The organism is Staphylococcus simulans (assembly GCF_002994445.1).
In the GTDB taxonomy this organism is placed as follows: Bacteria; Bacillota; Bacilli; order Staphylococcales; family Staphylococcaceae; genus Staphylococcus; species Staphylococcus simulans_B.
The window spans coordinates 19,652-39,175 of the sequence record NZ_MRZJ01000015.1 but is presented as its reverse complement, the minus strand read 5'-3'; the positions used below and the strand labels follow the sequence as shown (position 1 = coordinate 39,175).

Annotated in this window: 15 protein-coding genes and 1 CRISPR repeat array; of the genes, 1 reads left to right on the top strand and 14 read right to left on the bottom strand. The window is 34.8% G+C overall.

What is annotated here, in order from left to right:
- Nucleotides 1-44: 44 nt before the first annotated feature.
- A CRISPR array of direct repeats spans nucleotides 45-546; the repeat unit is 37 nt; unit sequence TGAATCACTCATACCTAAAATTGCAGTGTACTAAAAC.
- Between the two features lie 30 nt (nucleotides 547-576).
- From C7N65_RS12120 to C7N65_RS12100, 5 genes are all read right to left on the bottom strand, one after another.
- Complete coding sequence (locus C7N65_RS12120) at nucleotides 577-1,566, bottom strand: hypothetical protein (protein ID WP_105994703.1); 990 nt, start codon at nucleotides 1,564-1,566, stop codon at nucleotides 577-579.
- 10 nt (nucleotides 1,567-1,576) lie between these two features.
- The gene (gene cas2, locus C7N65_RS12115) at nucleotides 1,577-1,885 is read right to left on the bottom strand and encodes a CRISPR-associated endonuclease Cas2 (protein WP_105994702.1); all 309 of its coding nucleotides are present in this window, start codon (nucleotides 1,883-1,885) and stop codon (nucleotides 1,577-1,579) included.
- 11 nt (nucleotides 1,886-1,896) lie between these two features.
- A complete protein-coding gene (gene cas1 / locus C7N65_RS12110; protein WP_105994701.1) occupies nucleotides 1,897-2,802 on the bottom strand; it encodes a type II CRISPR-associated endonuclease Cas1 in 906 nt (301 codons plus the stop codon).
- A 7-nt stretch (nucleotides 2,803-2,809) separates the two neighbouring features.
- On the bottom strand, nucleotides 2,810-5,971 hold the full coding sequence (cas9, locus tag C7N65_RS12105; protein WP_105994700.1) for a type II CRISPR RNA-guided endonuclease Cas9: 3,162 nt from the start codon (nucleotides 5,969-5,971) through the stop codon (nucleotides 2,810-2,812).
- Nucleotides 5,972-6,191: 220 nt separating this feature from the next.
- Nucleotides 6,192-7,412 (bottom strand): MFS transporter, encoded by a 1,221-nt coding sequence (locus tag C7N65_RS12100; RefSeq protein ID WP_105994699.1) that lies wholly within the window; start codon nucleotides 7,410-7,412, stop codon nucleotides 6,192-6,194.
- Nucleotides 7,413-7,719: 307 nt separating this feature from the next.
- Between C7N65_RS12100 and C7N65_RS12095 the strand changes: the two genes are divergently transcribed.
- Entirely contained in the window at nucleotides 7,720-9,075 is a 1,356-nt protein-coding gene (locus C7N65_RS12095; RefSeq protein WP_105994698.1) for a PepSY-associated TM helix domain-containing protein, read from the top strand.
- A 181-nt stretch (nucleotides 9,076-9,256) separates the two neighbouring features.
- Here the strand turns inward: C7N65_RS12095 and uidA are convergent, their stop codons facing one another.
- The 9 genes from uidA to C7N65_RS12050 all read right to left on the bottom strand — a co-directional run bounded on the left by uidA (nucleotide 9,257) and on the right by C7N65_RS12050 (nucleotide 19,510).
- Nucleotides 9,257-11,056, bottom strand: coding sequence for a beta-glucuronidase (uidA, locus tag C7N65_RS12090; RefSeq protein ID WP_105994697.1), 1,800 nt, complete (start codon nucleotides 11,054-11,056; stop codon nucleotides 9,257-9,259).
- Nucleotides 11,057-11,078: 22 nt separating this feature from the next.
- Complete coding sequence (locus C7N65_RS12085; RefSeq protein WP_105994696.1) at nucleotides 11,079-11,921, bottom strand: SDR family oxidoreductase; 843 nt, start codon at nucleotides 11,919-11,921, stop codon at nucleotides 11,079-11,081.
- Nucleotides 11,922-11,925: 4 nt separating this feature from the next.
- Nucleotides 11,926-12,972, bottom strand: coding sequence for a mannonate dehydratase (uxuA, locus tag C7N65_RS12080; protein ID WP_105994695.1), 1,047 nt, complete (start codon nucleotides 12,970-12,972; stop codon nucleotides 11,926-11,928).
- A 2-nt stretch (nucleotides 12,973-12,974) separates the two neighbouring features.
- Nucleotides 12,975-14,390, bottom strand: coding sequence for a glucuronate isomerase (gene uxaC / locus C7N65_RS12075; protein ID WP_105994694.1), 1,416 nt, complete (start codon nucleotides 14,388-14,390; stop codon nucleotides 12,975-12,977).
- Nucleotides 14,391-14,406: 16 nt separating this feature from the next.
- Entirely contained in the window at nucleotides 14,407-15,807 is a 1,401-nt protein-coding gene (locus tag C7N65_RS12070; RefSeq protein WP_105994693.1) for a glycoside-pentoside-hexuronide (GPH):cation symporter, read from the bottom strand.
- A 17-nt stretch (nucleotides 15,808-15,824) separates the two neighbouring features.
- Nucleotides 15,825-16,838: a PfkB family carbohydrate kinase gene (locus tag C7N65_RS12065; RefSeq protein ID WP_105994692.1), complete on the bottom strand. Its 1,014-nt coding sequence runs from the start codon at nucleotides 16,836-16,838 to the stop codon at nucleotides 15,825-15,827.
- Nucleotides 16,838-17,482, bottom strand: coding sequence for a bifunctional 2-keto-4-hydroxyglutarate aldolase/2-keto-3-deoxy-6-phosphogluconate aldolase (locus C7N65_RS12060; protein WP_105994691.1), 645 nt, complete (start codon nucleotides 17,480-17,482; stop codon nucleotides 16,838-16,840). The genes C7N65_RS12065 and C7N65_RS12060 overlap by 1 nt, the downstream gene beginning before the upstream one ends.
- Before the next feature lie 415 nt (nucleotides 17,483-17,897).
- The gene (locus tag C7N65_RS12055; protein ID WP_105994690.1) at nucleotides 17,898-19,112 is read right to left on the bottom strand and encodes a helix-turn-helix domain-containing protein; all 1,215 of its coding nucleotides are present in this window, start codon (nucleotides 19,110-19,112) and stop codon (nucleotides 17,898-17,900) included.
- A 20-nt stretch (nucleotides 19,113-19,132) separates the two neighbouring features.
- On the bottom strand, nucleotides 19,133-19,510 hold the full coding sequence (locus C7N65_RS12050) for an iron chaperone (RefSeq protein WP_105994689.1): 378 nt from the start codon (nucleotides 19,508-19,510) through the stop codon (nucleotides 19,133-19,135).
- Nucleotides 19,511-19,524 lie beyond the last annotated feature (14 nt).

Genomic DNA, 19,524 nt, shown 5'->3' with positions numbered 1-19,524 from the left:
CAGTGTACTAAAACAGAAACTCGTTACTTTAGTAACGATGTAGTTGAATCACTCATACCTAAAATTGCAGTGTACTAAAACTGTTTCAAAAGAAGACTTAGAGACGTCTTTGAATCACTCATACCTAAAATTGCAGTGTACTAAAACCTGTCATAGGCTTCATTCGGATTAAAATATGAATCACTCATACCTAAAATTGCAGTGTACTAAAACACGTCCAGTTGCCACCGATAACTTTACCGCTGAATCACTCATACCTAAAATTGCAGTGTACTAAAACTAGCCGCTTATAATTAAATACGGAATTACAAGAATCACTCATACCTAAAATTGCAGTGTACTAAAACTGCACACTTAACAGATTGGTATCATCATTTAGAATCACTCATACCTAAAATTGCAGTGTACTAAAACAGATATTATTGAACAGTTTTATGTGTATCAGAATCACTCATACCTAAAATTGCAGTGTACTAAAACGATCAGGTGCTAATTCTTCTTGTAAAACATGAATCACTCATACCTAAAATTGCAGTGTACTAAAACCTCTAGCTTAATCATAAACTTAAATACTCTTTATGCAAATAGATAAGATACCAATGCTTTTGAAATAGCTGATTTATCAATATCAAGCTGGTATTCTAGTTTACAATGTTTTAAGAAAGCTACTATTACATATAAATCTATATCATCAAAAACGATGATCTCTGAAAGGTTATGATTAGATATTGTCGGATTTACTTCTAAAAATGAGCAATAATTAACAAATAGATTCATGAACCTTTCTTTTAGTATAACTTTCTCTACATTGATTGGCGCATTCCAGTAAAGGTCATCAAAAAAATCTGCAGTTATCATTTGAATGTTTGAAATGAAGTAATTCAATCCATTGAGATGGTCTGATAAAAAATATTGAGACTCAGTTAAAACTATGACCGGTAAAGGCAATTCATCTAGTAGTTTTCTAAATCTCAATTGTTCCTTTATACTCAACCCCGACTCTGGATATAGATAGACTAGAAAAGCTTTATTCTTTGCCTGATAATTCATTTCATCCACTATAAGAGGTACTACTTGTTCCAAACGACTAATGAGTCTTGAATAGTCTGTTGAATAATCATATTTAAAAGAAAGCAGCTTCACAAATTGTTTCAAATCAAATGGTTTAACAGCTAACGGTAGCTCTCCCTTTAAGTTTTCTCTCAAATCATCTAATAGTACATTAATAGAATTAATATAGCCTTCTATTTCTAGATTGTTCGTCAATTCTCTTACTATCTTTTTATTCATCATGCTTGAAGCTGCGAGTTGATGCTCACCTTCTACCATAGAATGATTTAATATATAGCCTCTGAAACGATTACTTGATAGTTTTTCATATGCCTGTAAATCAGTAATAACAACTTGATCTTTATTAGAATTCCGTGGTTGAAAGAAATCTTTTAATGTACTTAAAATATGTTCTTCATGTGTAGAATTCTCATTATAAATAGAGGTGTAATCACCCATATTCATAATAATTTTGGATAGGTCTTCGGTAGTTATTTCTAAAACTGTTTCATACATATTTTTTCTCCTAAAACAATATTGTTCGATTATCACCTAGTATTTCTATATTCTTGTCTTCTTCACCTAATAAGATTCTCATCTTTTCATATTGTTTTTCTGTAATTGTTAGTGCTCGAACATGTCCATCTGGGGGTAAAATCCGCTTCACATAATTCACACTGCTTTCTGCTGAATCTTTATTGATACAACTTTTGATATAGATTGAGTACTGCATCATTAAAAACCCTTCAGATATCAGACCTTTTCTAAATTTACTATAACGTCTTCTGTCTTCTTTAGTGTCTGTTGGGAGATCAAACATTATCATTACTCTCATAAATTTGTAACTCATGACTCATAAAAAGAAAACTTTGTTAAATTCGGTAATTTGAGTGTTTCATATCTCCCAGTTCTGAAATACTCAATAATCGATTGACTCATGATTTCAATAGCTCGAATAACTGTATGTTGCTTACCATCAATTTGTACCCTTGCATGCATTAAGTTCACAAGTTCCAACCTATATTCTTTAGTCATAAACTCCTCTTTTGGTGGGTGTTTTAGTAAATATAAATCAACCAATGGTCTGAATACTTCAATCATATCGGATGCTAAATTAAAGTGATTACGTGCACCGATATGATGAATACCTAATGCTGGGATTAAACCTTTAGCGACAATTGTTCTCGCTATAGCTGAATTTAAAATAGTATATCCAAAATTCAGCACCATATTTTCAATTAGAAAATCATCATCTCTTCTAAAATCTTTGAAGAAAGAATTAAAATAATACTTTGCAGCTTGTCCCTCAATATTCATTTCATCTTTGGGAGTGACTAAAGATTGCAGTTGCTTCATTTTGATTATTCTTTCTTCAGATATCTCCATATATTTCATACACTGTATCTGATTTTGTATTTTTTGAATCAAGATATGTTTCCACAATTCTCCTTTTTGCGTTTCACCCCATTGGAGCTGTTCCTTCATTTGTCCATACTGATTAAAGTGGCCATTAATTGGATGGACCATACACTCAGGTAAGTGCTCCTGATTACAAAATACAACCAGAATATTATATTTCGATAATTCAATCATAAGTCTAGAAGTAATGGTAGTTGTTAGGTCTTCAATCACAATTGCAAAGATATCGCTCAAGGGAATTTTAACTTCTAATTCCCCTTTTGCGACCTTTAAATTATTCAAGTTCAAAGCGAGCTTATCAACTTCCGAAAGATACACGATCCTCCATGCCATTTATTCATCACCCTTTCATTATCATTTGTGGTGACTTCTTACTTTTAGCTTTGTATAAGTTACCTAAGATGTCGGTAGTATACTTTTCAATCGATGAAATGTTTTTTGAAATCGTCTTTAAAATCCTTGGAGTACTTTTATCATTTAGATTATCTAAAAGTTGCTTATATGTTATTTCAACTAAATTAAGTTCCACCCTATTTGTTAAATCATTATTAACACCTATTACTCTATACAACTCTCCATCTACATTAATCAAATCATTGTTATAGAAGCTTGCTACAAACTGAGCATTTTCACTTATTTTTTTATTAACTTTAGATTCTTTATATTTTTCAGCATCAATTTCATAGAAACCTTCTTTTTTGATTACATCTAAGTTTTTAACTGTTACAAATTTATATTGATTATTATCTAGATATACGTCAAAACGGTAAGGTTTTAAGGAAAGTTTAACTATTTTATTATTACTATCTGGGTAGTCACCTGTGATATCTAAATGCGCATTTAACTTTTTACCTTTATATTTTATTTTTTTAATGATTGGGCCATTATTCTTTTTACTATATTTTGTTAAATAGCTGCCTGTTTCCTCATGGTATTTATATAATGGATTCTTCTCATTACTGTACTGATCCATAATAGTTTTCAACTTTTTATATGTTTGTGGATCATGATGATACATCAATAACTTTTCTGGTGATTTTTGTATTAATTTTTTCAAACTATCATTATCCTTATCATATAGATTCTTGATATTATTAATGGTATACGTATCACCTTTCTCATCTTTACGCGTAGAATACAACGTATCATTAACAAGTTCTCTATTCGCCTTTTTATCTACTCTATGTGAGAATTTATAGTCTTTGAAGTCTTTGATGCCCTGTATTTGATGTGGTGTATTAAAAATCTCTTTGTATTTTTCATCCGACTCAATATTTGCCATATTTTCTGCTTCTTTTTCTTCAATTGGCTGATTCTCTAAAACTTTATTTTGCTTTTCTAATTTTTTCCATTCTTTAAAGACAAAGTCAGCATTCGCAATAATTAATGCATCTTCAGCATGATGCTTATAACCCTGATTTCTCTCTTTCTTAAACTTCCATTTTCTTCTTAAGAAACTTGTAAATCCGCCATTTATAGACTTAACTTTCACATCTAAATCATTCACTCTAAAGTAAGATCTCAATAAGTTCATTAATTCTCTTGTCGCATATCTCGTATCTACTAAGTTTCTGTTAATAAACTCTTTTTGAACATTGAAACGATTGATGTCTCTTTCTTCAAGTAAATATTCTTTCTTCTTTTTAGAAATTCTATCTTTGCCTTTTGATAAATTCAGAACATGTTTTTTAAATTGGTCATAGCTGATTTTTGAATCCGCAGAACTTAAATATTGGAATGGTGTTCGATTTCCTTTTTTACTATTTTCTTCTTGCTTTACAAGCACCTTGTTGTTGAAAGAATTATCAAACGATACTGAACGCGGAATAATATGATCCACTTCATAATGATTAGGATTATTTAACAAATCCTCTAAAGGAATCGGCTCTAACGAATAAAGACATTTTCCCTCTTGCATATCATGCAATTTAATCTTTTCAACTAAGTATTTTGCCTTTTCCTTGCCTGTACTTTTTATAATTTCTTCAATACGTTCATTGGTCTTTTTATTTCTCTTTTGCAATTCTCTAATGTATTTTCGAGCATCGTCAGAATTCTTTTCTCTCGCAAGTTCAATAATAATATCTTTAGGCAAACCGTACTTTTTAATCACCGCATTCACAACTTTAATTGATTGAATAAATGCACGCTTAACAACTGGTGATAATATAAAGTCCTCTACTAAAATCGTTGGAATTTCATCTTGTTTACTTAAATCTACCTTTTTCGGAACAAGCTTTAAACGATTGAAAATTGCCATTTGATTATCTGTTGAGTGCCATAATTCATCTAATATAAGCTGAATTGCTTTTAAGGAAAGACGATGTGTTCCTGTATAACCTGTTAATTTTGAGATACTCTGTATTTCATCATTTGTTAGAACTGTATCTAGTGTTTCTAATTCTTCTTGGATATCTTCAGGAGATTGATAAATTGTCAATAACTCAGCGATTTGATCTAAAAGTGCAGTATCTTCTAAGACTTCTTTTCTTGATGTCACTTTTTTAATATCATGATAAATTTTAAACGTAGTAAATTCTGGTTTCCCAGTACTTGTCACACGGAATCCTTTAATATCCTCAGGATTAACAGATATTTCATCTGCAATTTGTTTAAGCGTTGGCTTTTTCTTTTGTTTAAAAACATTTTCAATGATTTGGAATTTTTCATAATACTCCAATTTATCATTTTCATCTCGTGCAATTATTAAGTTATTCAAATCATTAAGTGCATTATATAAATCTGCACTGTACGCATACTTTACACTTCGTAATTCTTCTGGAAAATATGTACAATGTCCCATTAGCATGGCATACCATTCTTTTATATCTTTCCAACCAAACGGACTGCCTTCACCTGGGCCTTCATAATAAGTTCTTCTTGTTTCTAATAGTTCTATATACTTATCAATAAATGATTGATCTAATTGATGATATTCCTTTTGAATACTTAATATTTTTCTAGCTTCTTTTACGTAATCTGAAGTTTTGAATCTATTCAAAGCACCACGTACCTCACCAGTCTCGTTTAAGCGTTCTAGCTGAAGTTCAGCAACATACTTGTCACTTAATGCCTTATTATTTCTCGCAATTTGTTCTTTAGTAGATAGTTCATTACCTGTGTCTTCTTCAACTTCATTTACGTTATGTACACCTCTGCGTTTTGCTAAATGTAATAATGCAGCGGATAATTCTGCTTTAGTTAAAACGTTATATAATCCTTTTACACGCGCCTCATATGGATTAATTATTTCTAATTCTGTATTTTCATCAATCAAATGGTAATCAAAAAGCAATTTTTTCACACGCTGTAATCTATGTCTGCGGCGTCTTTTAAGTCTGCGTGCACCACGTTTTGAACGACGTCCTTCATTGTTTTCTACATTTGCTTCTTTAAACAAACGTACCCCCGCATCAACTACTTCTCGTGTATCATAATCAATAATTCCATAACCTACAGAGGTAATACCAATATCCAGACCTAAAATATAATTCTCGCTCATTCTTACCACTCCTTATAGTTTGAATATTTCTAATATTTGATGTAAAAAAATCTCGCCAACAAGTTGACGAGATAAACACGGCATTTTGCCTTGTTTTAGTAGATACTGCAATTTTAGGTATAAGTACAATACGTATACGTTGTATTGTACTTAAATTGTATTTTATTTAACGCTATACGTCAACCATTTTGCGAAAATTTTGACGTTGAAATAATTTTACTTACGCAACTTTTGCTTTCCCTTTTTCTTTCAACATCAATGCTGCGATTAAACCAACAATAAGCAATACTGCAGCTAAGTAGAAACCGACTGCCATTGATCCTGTAATGTCTGTTAAGAAGCCTGTGACATATGGCGCAAGGATAGATGCTGTCATTCCGATGAAGTTATAAACACTGAATGAAGTACCTAATGCACTTTTAGGTGCGTTATCAGCTACGACTGCAATTAATACAGGGTTAGTACTGATTTTACCTACGATACCGTATCCGATTAATGCAATGTATAGAATAATCAAGTTATCGAAGAATACGATTGAAGCTGTGAAGATAAATGCAAGCGGAAGCATAATCAATAATACAGGTCTGCGTCTTCCAAGTTTATCTGACAGCCAACTGAAGAATAGTGAACCTGGGATTGCTGCCCAAGGTACAAGTGATGCTACAAAGGCAACTTGTGCACCATTGATACCGCGTTCAGATTCTAAATAATACGGTAACCAAGTAATAATCATGAAGAAGCCGTAAATCGAACAGAAGATAATAATGTATGCAAGAATCAAGTTTTTGTTCTTAAATAAAGCTGACATTTTAAATGGTTCAGCATTGTCTTCTGCTTGTGCTTGTTTACGAGGACGTTCCTTGATAATACGATACATTAAGAATGCGATAATAATAATCGGTACTGCCATAATATAGAATGGCATTCTCCAACTCATTCCCATTTCAGCAACTGTAATACTTGAAATGAAGTAGCCGATAGAAGTACCAAAAGCCATACCACTGTTAATCAAAGCACTGCCAAGCGTGATATTCTTTTCTGGTATTGCTTCTGATGAGAGTGCATATTGCGGACCATAGAACATTCCTTGAGCTAATCCGACAATCACCCATGCAATTATAAATAGGAAGTAACTCGGCATCAAACCTGTAACAACCATGAAAATACCGAAGATTAAAAAGCTGGGAACTAATATTTTCTTTCTGCCGATCTTATCCCCTAAAATACCCGATGGAATCTGTGTGACTGTGTAACCGATGAAGAATAAACTCATAATTAAACCTAACTGCGCATTATCTAATGTAAATTCTGATTTGATATCCCCCATAATCGGATTCAAAATCGTACGCGCAGCATAAATAACTAACCAACCTAACGTAAATACAGCAACAAGTTTCATCCAATAACGATTACTAACTTGAGTTGCTTTGTTGTTATTCATAACGTTTGCTCCTTTACTATTTCTTTCATCTTAAGCATAGCTAAAAAAGCAAATAATAGCATTGTCACTTCTTCCAATTTACACTTTGCTTTTTGACTGTTTTATACATTTAATAATAAAAGTGTAAAAAATCAAGGTTTAATTTTATGTATTTATAAGATAATTTTAGAATTGTCACACATTTGACATAAAACTTTCAAATTATGATAAATATATATACTTTCATATCTTTTGAAATTTGTAATAATGAATCATAGCAATTCTCTAAATCGTAATAACTACAATATAAAAAGATAAGAGGTACACAATGAAACACAACACATTTAATCCTTTGCAACGTTTGCACTTCTATGCAGCTATTTTTATTACACCGTTATTAATTACTTTAACTCTGTCAGGTATTGCCTATTTGTTCTTTCCTGAAGTTGAACATAATCTTTATAAACAAGAATTGTTCGGACAAAGCGAGCACAAATCGCATCAAACCATGACAGATGCTATCAAACAAATTGAGAAGCAGCACCCAGGTTTTACTATTAATAAAGTCAGTGTTATGGAGTCACCTTACAACAATCGCATTACGATCGGTGACATGCAAGGCAATTCCTATTACATTTTCCTTGATGAACATAATCAGATTGTTGCCCAGCAGAATACTAAATACACTTATTCCAATATGACAAGAAGCATACATAGTTCGCTCTCCACAGAAAATACAGTCATCAATTATTTAGTAGAACTCACAGCGTGCTGGACAGTGTTCATGATATTATCCGGTATTTATATGCTGGTACGAAAGAAATTATTCACTTCCAAAAGCAAAGCACTTAAGTTCCAAAAGTGGCACGCTATTCTTGGATTGATTGTCGCAATACCTATGTTGATCTTAGTCTTTACCGGCTTACCATGGTCTGCCTTTATGGGCGATAAAATTAACAAAGTCGCAACAACTTATCCGGCACTAGGTCAAACAGAACTTGTCGCAAATCCTCCTAAGTCAGAAGCTAACGAAATTCCTTGGGCTATGCGTCAAAAAACTGCACCGAATTCAAACAATAGCGGCGGCCACCACGGTGATATGGCCATACCGATGACTAATACACCTGGTCAATTATCTTTAGACAAAGTCATTCAAAAAGCTGAACAGCAAGGTCTGACACGTCCGTTTGCGATTGTGTATCCGACAAGTGCTGATGGTTCCTTTACTTTATCTAAAGCCAGCAACAGCGGTGTGACTGGTTTTGACGTATCACCTGAAAAAGAAACAACACAATACATGGATCAATATACAGGCAAGCGTTTAGGCAAAGTAGATTACCAAGAGTACGGTATTCTAGCAAAATGGCTCACTTGGGGCATTCCGCTTCACGAAGGCCATCTCTTCGGCACACCTAATAAAATCATTAATCTGCTGGTTTGTATTGCCTTTTTAGCAGGTATTGTCTTCGGTTTTGTTTCTTGGCTGAAACGCTTAAACCGCATGAAAACACCAGATCCATTACCAAGACGCATTAAAAAGCCTATGTCTATTTCCTTAATCATTGTGCTGATTATCCTTGGTATCTTAATGCCATTATTTGGCTTCTCATTGATTATTGTCTTTATCATAGAAGCGATGCTTTACTTTAAAGATCGACGTAAGCAAACTACTTCCTTCAAATAAGATAGCTTATAAATTAAATTATCAATTTTATTTCTCTAAGACGGATGCTATAATTTAATTAACAAGGAAATCTACATGGAACAACCCCCTTACTATTGCCGTAGTAAGGGGGTCTTTTTAGGTATTGGCTCTATTATAATTTAGGCTTATTACAATTCATACATAATGGCAGGGCCAATATTTATTTTGATTTATAGTAGAAGTCTGGAATGTTGTTCCAACGTTCTTTGAAATAAAATGCGACTGATTTAGGCTTACGATCTCTAGTAAAGATACCTTTCTTATTACCTTGAACACGAATATAGCCTGTGCTAGTTTCAAAATCTGCAAAGTTCCAAGCTTGTTCCCCAATAAATTGCGGATATTGATCTACAATTTCATGGTTTGCTTCATAATATTTCACTTGGTACTCTTCTGTAAACATGATGTCATCGATTGCATGTAATCCTGGTACAGTATCTGCACCGTATTCAGTAAACATAATCGGTTTGCCAGGCTGTGCTTTTGTCCAGCCATCCAGTTCAGCTTTTAATGCTGCTTTAGCTGCTCTTAAGTTGCCTTGGTTTACATACCAGCCATAATATCTGTTCAGACATAATACGTCAACTAAATCTTGAACTTGGCAGTTATCCGGTTGTGAGAACATAATTGTCACAATAGTCATTGGGCGATCTTGAGGATCTAATTCTCTCGCAAGTTCGATCAATGGCGCAAAGTATTCTTTTGCTCCGACTGCATCCGATTCAGGTTCGTTTGCAATCGACCACATTACTACACACGCATGGTTTTTATCACGTGCAATCAATTCACGGATAACTTGTTCATGTGATTCTTTTGTTTTAATGTCTTTCCAAGTATCAACAGTTTCGTTGCCTTTGCCTAGGTTGACTAAGAAGTTTAAGTGAACACCGACTGCTGTTGTTTCATCAATGACAACAATCCCTTGTTCATCAGCAAGTCTCATCATTTCTTCAGAGTATGGATAGTGTGCAGTTCTGAAAGAGTTAGCACCAAGCCATTTCAGCAAGTTGATATCTAATACGTTCGCGTTTTCATTGAAGCCACGTCCGTTAATCGGTGTATCTTCGTGTTTACCGAAACCTTTAAAGTAGAAAGGTTTATTATTAATTAAGAATTGACCATCTTTAACTTCGACTGAACGGATACCTACGCGTTCTGTATATTCATCTACAAGTGATCCATTATCAAACAATGTCACTTTCAAGTTATACAAGTAAGCATCTAAAGGTTCCCATAAACGCGGGTTGTCTACTTTAATTTCACCTTCAGCACCATTTGCACTTCCTACAATCGTACCTTCTTCATCTAAAAGTTCTACTCGTACTTCTTCGACATCTCCGACAACTTTTGTTTCATAACTCACTGTAGCTTGGTTGCCTTCAACTTTAGGTACTGCAGTAATGTCTTCAACATATTTATGCGGCGTCGTATAAATTTTAACTGGACGATGCAACCCTGCATAGTTGAAGAAGTCGAAGTTAGGCGTGTTTTCTCTGATAATATTGCCGTCTTCATCTGTGAACTCTTCATAGTTGCCTACTGGTAATGTAGAGTGGTCTAAAATGTTATTAACCGCTACTGTTAAGCGATGGCTGCCTTCCCCTACTTTATCTGTAATATCAACTTCAAATGGTAAGAAACCGCCTTTATGCGACACCACTTCTTCACCGTCAATGTATACAACCGCTTCATGTGTCGCTGAGCCAAAACGTAATACTAAGCGCTCATCACGTAAAGCCTTAGGAACAATAAAGGCTCTTTCATAAAACACTGTACCGACATGGTTGCGAATTTCGTTGATCGCACCTTGTTCGTTATATGAACCAGGTACAGACATCACTAAATCTGTGTCTAATGGCTGCGTCGCATCTAACTTTTCTCCTGCATGCTCTAATTTAAATTTCCAAACACCGTTCAAATCTATAATATTTCTTGTTTCATTTGTAATTGGATATAACATAACATTCTCTCCCTTTTTTTAATTATACGCCTGAATATGCATTGAATCCGCCGTCAACTGGTAAAACTACACCGTCCACAAAACTAGATGCACGATAATCTACTAAGAAGAACAATGCTCCGATTAATTCTTCAGGTTTGCCGAAACGATGCAATGGTGTAGCATTTAAAATCTTTTCAGCTCTTTCTGAATAACTGCCATCCTCTTTAATAAGCAGTTTTTCGTTTTGCGAAGTAACTAAGAATCCTGGTGCAATGGCATTAACACGTACACCTGTTTCAGCAAGATATACACTCAACCATTGCGTAAAGTTGCTGACAGCAGCTTTGGCACCGCTGTAAGCCGGAATCTTAGTTAACGGTGTAAATGCATTCATAGATGAAATATTGATAATCGTTGCTTGTTCGTTATCTACCATATCTTGTGCAAAGACTTGTGATGGAATGAATGTACCTAAGAAGTTCAAGTCAAAGACAAAACCTACACTTTCTTCATCTAAATCAAAGAACGTCTGCATTTGATCTTGATTGCCTTTTTCAAAGTATTCATCATCTGTAGTACCTTTAGGATGGTTGCCACCTGCACCATTAATCAAGACATCAACTTTACCGTACGTTTCATGAATAGTTGATTTTGCTTGTTCCATCTGTGCTTTATCTGTAACACTGGCACTAATAAAGATAGCTTTGCCGCCTGCTTGTTCAATATCTGATACAACTTGATTGCCAGTCGATTCATTCAATCCGATAATTGCGATGTTTGCGCCGACTTGTGCTAATGATTTTGACATTGCAGAACCAATAACACCATTACCGCCGGTCACTACGACTGTTTTACCTTTTAAATCTATTTCAAATGGAATCATATTGTCACTCCTTGTTTTTGCTTACAGCTTCATACAAGCCGTTTAAATAAGTTGCGCCTAATGCTCTATCGTATAAACCATATCCCGGTTTGCCTGTTTCGCCCCAAATCATGCGGCCATGGTCTGGACGAATCGGTCCTTCATAACCGAAATCATGCAACGCTTTAATGATTTCGTACATATCTAACGAACCCTTTTCAGATAAGTGCGCAGATTCTTCGAATGAATGTGTGCCTGTATGTTTGATATTACGCGCGTGTACAAAATGTACGCGGTCTTTTTTTCCAAAGTAGCGCAACATCTCAGGGAAATCATTATTCTTATCACATCCTAATGATCCTGAACACATTGTTAATCCGTTTGATTTTGAATCGTATAAGTTAATAAAGCGTTCTAAGTTTTCTTTATTTGTGATGATACGCGGCAAGCCGAAAATATTCCATGGCGGATCATCCGGATGGATTGCCATTAATACATCTTCTTCTTCAGCAACCGGAATTACTTTATTAATGAAGTAGCCTAGGTTCTCCCACAATTTTTCTTCATCCACAGACTCATACGCTTTGAATAAATCCGCTAAGTCATCTTTTGTATAGCTTGAATCCCAACCAGGCAATGAAAGTTCACCGCTCAATGGGTCCATCTTTTTAATATGGTCTTCGTTATAAATTAATGCTGTTGAACCATCATCTAAACGATACTCTAAATCAGATCGTGTCCAGTCAAACACTGGCATAAAGTTATAACACACCACATTGATGCCTGCTTTGCTTAAATTACGCAATGTCTGCTGATAATTTTCAATGTATTTGTCACGTGTAGGGCGACCTAGTTTAATATCTTCATGTACAGGCACACTTTCAATAACTGATAGTTCTAAGCCTGCTGCTTCAATTTCTTGCTTTAATGCTTCGATTTTATCTAACGGCCAAACCTCTCCAACCGGGATATCGTATATCGCACTGACAATCCCTTTCATACCAGGAATTTGGCGAATATATTCTAAACTGATCGGGTCTTCTTTTCCGTACCAGCGGAATGTCATTTTCATAATTATTCTTCCTCCTTAATTAATCCGAAGTAATGATAAGCATTGTTATAACAAATACCTTTAATTAATTTCTCTAACAATTGTGCATCGTCTGGAATTTCTCCATTTTCAACCATTTCTCCAATGTACGTACATAAAATGCGTCTGAAATATTCATGTCTTGCATAAGAAATAAAGCTTCTTGAATCTGTCAGCATACCGACAAAATGCATGAGCATGCCTTGGTCTGCAAGTGATGACATTTGTCGCAGCATACCGCGTTTTGTATCGTTGAACCACCAACCGGCACCATGCTGTACCTTGCTTACAATACCTGGTTCTGTTTGGAAGTTCGCAATAGTCGAACCAACCACATCGTTGTATGTCGGGTTCAAGTTATATAAAATCGTTTTAGGCAAGTGGCCTTCTCTTTCCATCATGTCTAATAAATGATTTAAGTTATAAGCTAAATTAGTTTGATCATTGATTGAGTCAAACCCTGTATCAGGTCCTAATTTCTCATAAGCTAATGTATTATTATTACGAATTGCACCGAAATGAATTTGCATTGTCCATCCTTTTTTAGAATAAGTTTTGCTTAATTCATTTAAAACGAATGTAATAAATTGTGCTTTTTCGATTGGTGTTAATGTCTTACGTGCTAAAGCTTTTTCAAACGAAGCAGTAATATCTTCGAAAGTGTAATCTTCATAATCGATACGTTCTAAACCATGGTCAGCAAGACGTCCACCTTTACTATGGAAGTAGTCGATACGTTGTTCTAAACTTTCAATGAAGTCAGGTACAGACTGAATCGGTTGTGTCACTTTTTCCAGTGCAGCAATAAATTCTAAGAAATCTTCTGTGCCGATTTTAAATGCGGCATCTGGTCTGAATGCTGGCAATACTGCTGTTTTAAAGTCTGATTGTGCTTTAATTTCATCATGGTAATGCAGATCATCAGTTGGATTATCTGTTGTACAGATAATATTTACATTCGATGATTTAATTAATGATTGTGTTGTAACATGATGGTCTTTTAAATATTGGTTGACACGTTCATAAATCTCTTCCGCATTGTCTTCTGTCAATAAATCATATACACCGAAGTACATTGCCAATTCTAATTGCGACCAGTGATAAACAGGATTGCCTACAGCGTTTTGAAGTGCTGAAGCCCATTTGATAAACTTCTCTTTCTTATCAGCATCTCCAGTAATGTAATACTCTTCAATACCTTGTGCACGCATCACTCTCCATTTATAATGATCACCGCTCAGCCATAAATCAGTAATGTTATCAAAGTGATGATTATCACTGATTTGTTTTGGATCTAAATGGCAATGGTAATCATAAATCGGCATGTCTTTTGCGTAGTTTTCATATAATTCAACTGCTTTATCATTATTCAACATAAATTTTTCGTTTATAAATGCCATAATCTGAATGCTCCTTTTATATTTCTTCTCGCAATGCAAGCTCTTGAACAATTTGTTTATGTCGTTTATCTGTTAATTTGTAGAATATTCCAAATACAATGACTGCGATCAAACTGATAACAGCTGGAATTACAAAGTAAATCAGATGAAGCCCTTGCAACGTGTCTGCAGTTTGCTCAACATTCGGCTGATAACCGATAATTGTTAACGCAACACCTGGAATAAATCCAGCTAAGGCTTGTGATAATTTACGTGTGAAACTATAACTTGAGTAAATAATCCCTTCCGTTCTGACGCCTGATTTCCATTGTCCATATTCAACCACATCCGCAATAAATGCCCATGTCACGGTGTTTGGAATCACTAGGAAGAACATACTGATTGTTCCAACGATCAAGAACGAAATTACGTTATCTCCAAAGAAAAAGTAGTTTAAGAATTCAAATATGATAAACCCGGATACTCCGATAATAGCGGTTGCTTTCTTGCCGAACTTTTTACTTAATTTTGTTGTCAAATACAATGCTGGGAATAACATCGCAAAGTTTAAGGCACTGACTATCCCTACTAAGTTGACTTCTCCTAATACATACTGGAAGTAATAAAGCTGCGAAGCTTGTTTCAAGAACATTGCTGTTATCGTTAATAAGGTATAAAACGCAAGTATCGCAAATGGTCCGTTTTTCAATAAATTCTTGAATGCAATCCTGCTTTGCCCTTTAGTATCTGGCGCTTCAACTGTAAAACGTTCTTTAACTCCTTTGTAACAAATCAAATGGAAAATCACACCGATAGCCGCTAAAACACCGACTACAACTGGGAAACCGACCGCTTCATTTGGAAAGTGCGTCACCATCGGGAATACAATAATACCTGTGATGAAAAGTGCAGCTTGTGATCCCATATTTCTAAATACTGATAATTGAGTTCTATCATCTGAGTTAACTGTCATAGATGCTGAAAGTGAACCGTATGGAATGTTCACAATTGAATAGGCCATACTGAAAATCATGTATGTCGCAAAAGCCCAAATGACTTTACCGGTATAATCAAAGTTAGGTGTAATAAACGTTAATATCGTCATCAACGCAAGCGGTAATGTACCGAATAAAATAAATGGACGGAACTTCCCGCGCGGTCCGATATTTTTACGAGAATCCACATATGACCCGACACCTGTATCCACAAATGCATCGAATATCTTTGAGATTAAAAAGACAAGTCCGGCATACGTTGCTGAAATGCCTAAAATATCGGTATAGAATTTTAATAAATAAATTTGTCCTAAGTCGAACATCATGCCGTTTCCTAAGTCGCCAAATCCATACGAAACTTTTTCTTTTAGCGAAAGTTTCGGTTTTTCTATAGCTTTAAAAGTTTCAATTTTTGTATTTTCTTTTTTTGTCATCGTTTCCATAAGCACGACCTCTTTTCCTAGCGTTTAATATCCGCTGAGTCTGTAATATGGAAAATCGTTTGGATATCTGCAGTATGATAATCGCCGTTGACAGCGTGTTTATACAACATGTTGTTGATCGCAAATTGTACTGTTTCTTTCAACTCCCAATTTTCCATTAATCCGTATATAATCCCAGTGCTGAATGCATCTCCTGTCCCTACTCTGTCTAAAATGTCTGTCTCAAATTGTGTTGTTTGTACAATGTTATTACGATGCGAAACAAATCCTTGTAAGCGGTTTCTTGAGTTGGTAAAATTTTTTCTTTGTGTGAATGCAATATACTCTATGTCGTAGCGTTCATGTATTTCTGCTAAGTATGGTTTAAGTGTGTCAATAGATGCTAATCTGTCTAGACCGTCTTTTTTATCAGTACCGTCTTCACTTGGCAATGCTAACGGTTCATAACCAAACACCAAATCTACATAAGGTAATAATTTTGACATGTACTTGCGCGCTGTTTCAAATGACCATAACGCTGCACGATAATTTAAATCACAACTTACAAATAAGCCTTGTGATTTTGCAGCTTTCACCGCTTCTAAAGTCACTTCAAACATCTGTTCATTTAAAGCAGGTGTAATTCCTGAAAAATGGAACCATGATTGGTCTTTAAAAGCTGCTTCAAAGTCAACATCGTTTAAATCCAACTTTGAAAACACAGAGTTGCTACGATCATAAATCACTTTAGAAGGTCGATAAGCAAACCCTTTTTCTAAATAATAAACACCTAATCTTCCTTCTCTTTCAACGATAAAATCAGTGCCTGCATCATATTGTTTTAAAGTACGTTTTACTGCTTTGCCTAAATCATTCTTCGGCAACCCCGTCATCACTTGAACCGGTACACCGAATGCGGCCAACCCGATTGCTACATTCGTCTCTGCACCGCCATACACTGCATCAAATGAAGTAGTTTGTGCGATAGTATGATGATTCGGAGGTGTCAGGCGCATCATAATTTCACCTAATGTTATAAAACGTTTTGTCATTAACGACCACCTCTGATACTTTCAAATCGTTCTGTGAATTGCTTAGTATTTTCATATATAATCGAGTCCTTGCCGTCTTTGGCACCTTTCGTCAAACCGCCGCCGATACCAATTGCAAACGCACCTTTTTGATACCATTCGTCCATATTATCAATAGATACGCCGCCTGAAGGCATCATCGCAACATTAGGAATCGGTCCGTGTACCGCTTTGATAAAGCCAGCACCCAAGACATCACCCGGAAAGACTTTGACTAAATCAACGCCTGATTTTAATGCGTCAGTAATCTCAGTAACTGAACCGCAGCCAGGTAAATAAGGAATTGAATACAAGTTGCACAACTCTGCAATGTCTCCATCAAAATTCGGACTGACGATGTATTTTGCGCCGTTTAAAATTGCAATACGTGCTGTATGTGCATCTAACACTGTCCCAGCACCCACGACAACATTTTCATCTGCATATGCTTGTAAGTCTTTAATCACATGTTCAGCACCTGGTGTAGTGAATGTAACTTCAATATTTTTGATTCCGCCCTTGATAATTTGATCAATCATATTGTGTGCATCTTCTTGTGACTTTCCTCTTACAACAGCTACCAGATAATTGTTGTGCAACTGTTCCAATATTGTATATTTATGCATTTTTAATCCTCCCTCAAATTTTCTTTTTTCAACTAGCTAGCTCACCACTAAAGTAAAATGTTTTATAACAATCGTCAATTAAACCTCCAATTCCCACTAGATTTTTACCTTAATTCAAAATAAAAAAGAACACTTTCGACATCTAGGTTAAACCCTTGATATAAAAGTGTTCTTAAGCAATAATTCTGTTATTTTTTAAAATTTTAAGCCAAAATTCCACTCACTATTTCAGCTTAGTATTCTTGTTTTTTAACCTTAAAATTCGGTCTGTTTTTATAAATATCTTTACCTTTTTATGTTACGCTTTACTCTTTTCTTCTATTTTTTGAGATTTCTGATAAGTTAATACTATGAAACATTGTTAATGTTTATGAATTTAGATACAATAAAGACATAGCAAATGTAACCGATTACATTATTTTGTATAAACATTGTTTTTTCGATATTTTAACGGAGACATGCCATAGACTTCTTTAAACCGTTGTGTAAAATAACTTTGATCTTTAAAGCCCACATATTTCGCAATGTCTGCGACAGACATTTTTGTACGTACTAATAAGTCCCGCCCAACTTTTATGCGTACTTTGATAATGTATTGGGATAATGTAACACCGAGTTCATCGCTGAAGACTCTCGATAAGTAGGCAGGCGACAATTCTACCATCTCTGCCAAGCATTGAAGTGTCAATGGTTGATCTAAATTCAAATCAATATATTGCAATACCTTATTAACTTTAGGTGTATGCTCATATTGTTTTACCTTTTGTGCAATTTCAGTGTACTCGATAATTTGTGAATGCATTACATCATGCAGCTCTTGCATGTTTAATACACCATCTATTTCAGCAGCGTACTTTTTCGATACTTGGTCCACCACAAGCAGATTCGCACCGGCTTTTTCTATTGCTTTACGTCCTAATGTATTTAAAATATACGCCTTATACTTTTCATTCATCGCATAATCATTTGCACGACGTAAACCTGATACTGCGCTTGAAAGTTGAATAAAACAATTAAACGCACCCTCTGCATCACCATTTTCAATCGCTGTGATTAATTGATTTTCAACTTTATAACGTTCTTCAAGCTCGCTTAGCGCAAATTGATATTGATCTTTCGTTGCGGTATAACCCATTTCTTTTGTATGCAGCTGCAACGTAAACGGAATCACTTCATAAGTAACATCACGATTTTTAATAAAACGGACCGCAAGACGTGTCATTTTTAATGCATCTCTGCGGTTGCACACAGGTATGCTGAGCAAATATTGCTTTAGCACTGGCATTTTAGAAATGGTAATACCTGCTTCTTGAAGCATCTCATGGCTTTGCCGCTCGGTGGGCCGCTCATTTAAAAACGGACCTATAGTAATAAGTTTATTTTGTTTTCTATATTTAAAAATATAATAATGTACATTAAAGGCATTCGTATAAAAGTAAATGTGCTGACTGCTCATTTCTTGAATATACTGCTTTAATGCTTTTTTGAGATGCTTATTTTCATGATTCATAAAAGGTGTTTTGATTTCTTTGATAATCTGCTCCACCTTTTGAATATCAAACACCTTCATATCTAACCCTAATAAATAGATTGCATGTGTTTTCAGCATTTCTATCGTTTTATCTTCCATCCACACACCCTCTGTCTTATTTATTTATAATGACGCCAAAAAGTAGTAATCTCAGCTTTATCTTCTAAATTGTATTGAATCATATCTTTCAACAAGTCAAAATCGGTATCTTGTGTCCATTTAATACGAAACAGATTTTCAGTATACGTATAACCGTTTTGGTCAAAACGTTCAATAAATGGTTTCATACCTGCTGCTTCAGGGTTAATTGAAAAGTGTGCTTTTGCTCGGCTGAAACCGATAATATAAGTACCGTGATGTGTATACATCGGCTGATTCCATTTAATCACTTTCTCTAAATCTGGAAAGTTTTCATCCACAAAGTTAAAGACTGTCGTCATGATTTCTTTTTGTTTCGGATCTTCTATTTGGTTTAAATATTCATTAAAATTCTCCATGTCATCCACCTTTA

Coding starts and splice junctions, on each gene's coding strand:
- C7N65_RS12120 (WP_105994703.1), bottom strand. CDS start 1,566: ATGTATGAAACAGTTTTAGAAATAACTACCGAAGACCTATCCAAAATT.
- cas2 (WP_105994702.1), bottom strand. CDS start 1,885: ATGAGAGTAATGATAATGTTTGATCTCCCAACAGACACTAAAGAAGAC.
- cas1 (WP_105994701.1), bottom strand. CDS start 2,802: ATGGCATGGAGGATCGTGTATCTTTCGGAAGTTGATAAGCTCGCTTTG.
- cas9 (WP_105994700.1), bottom strand. CDS start 5,971: ATGAGCGAGAATTATATTTTAGGTCTGGATATTGGTATTACCTCTGTA.
- C7N65_RS12100 (WP_105994699.1), bottom strand. CDS start 7,412: ATGAATAACAACAAAGCAACTCAAGTTAGTAATCGTTATTGGATGAAA.
- C7N65_RS12095 (WP_105994698.1), top strand. CDS start 7,720: ATGAAACACAACACATTTAATCCTTTGCAACGTTTGCACTTCTATGCA.
- uidA (WP_105994697.1), bottom strand. CDS start 11,056: ATGTTATATCCAATTACAAATGAAACAAGAAATATTATAGATTTGAAC.
- C7N65_RS12085 (WP_105994696.1), bottom strand. CDS start 11,921: ATGATTCCATTTGAAATAGATTTAAAAGGTAAAACAGTCGTAGTGACC.
- uxuA (WP_105994695.1), bottom strand. CDS start 12,972: ATGAAAATGACATTCCGCTGGTACGGAAAAGAAGACCCGATCAGTTTA.
- uxaC (WP_105994694.1), bottom strand. CDS start 14,390: ATGGCATTTATAAACGAAAAATTTATGTTGAATAATGATAAAGCAGTT.
- C7N65_RS12070 (WP_105994693.1), bottom strand. CDS start 15,807: ATGGAAACGATGACAAAAAAAGAAAATACAAAAATTGAAACTTTTAAA.
- C7N65_RS12065 (WP_105994692.1), bottom strand. CDS start 16,838: ATGACAAAACGTTTTATAACATTAGGTGAAATTATGATGCGCCTGACA.
- C7N65_RS12060 (WP_105994691.1), bottom strand. CDS start 17,482: ATGCATAAATATACAATATTGGAACAGTTGCACAACAATTATCTGGTA.
- C7N65_RS12055 (WP_105994690.1), bottom strand. CDS start 19,112: ATGGAAGATAAAACGATAGAAATGCTGAAAACACATGCAATCTATTTA.
- C7N65_RS12050 (WP_105994689.1), bottom strand. CDS start 19,510: ATGGAGAATTTTAATGAATATTTAAACCAAATAGAAGATCCGAAACAA.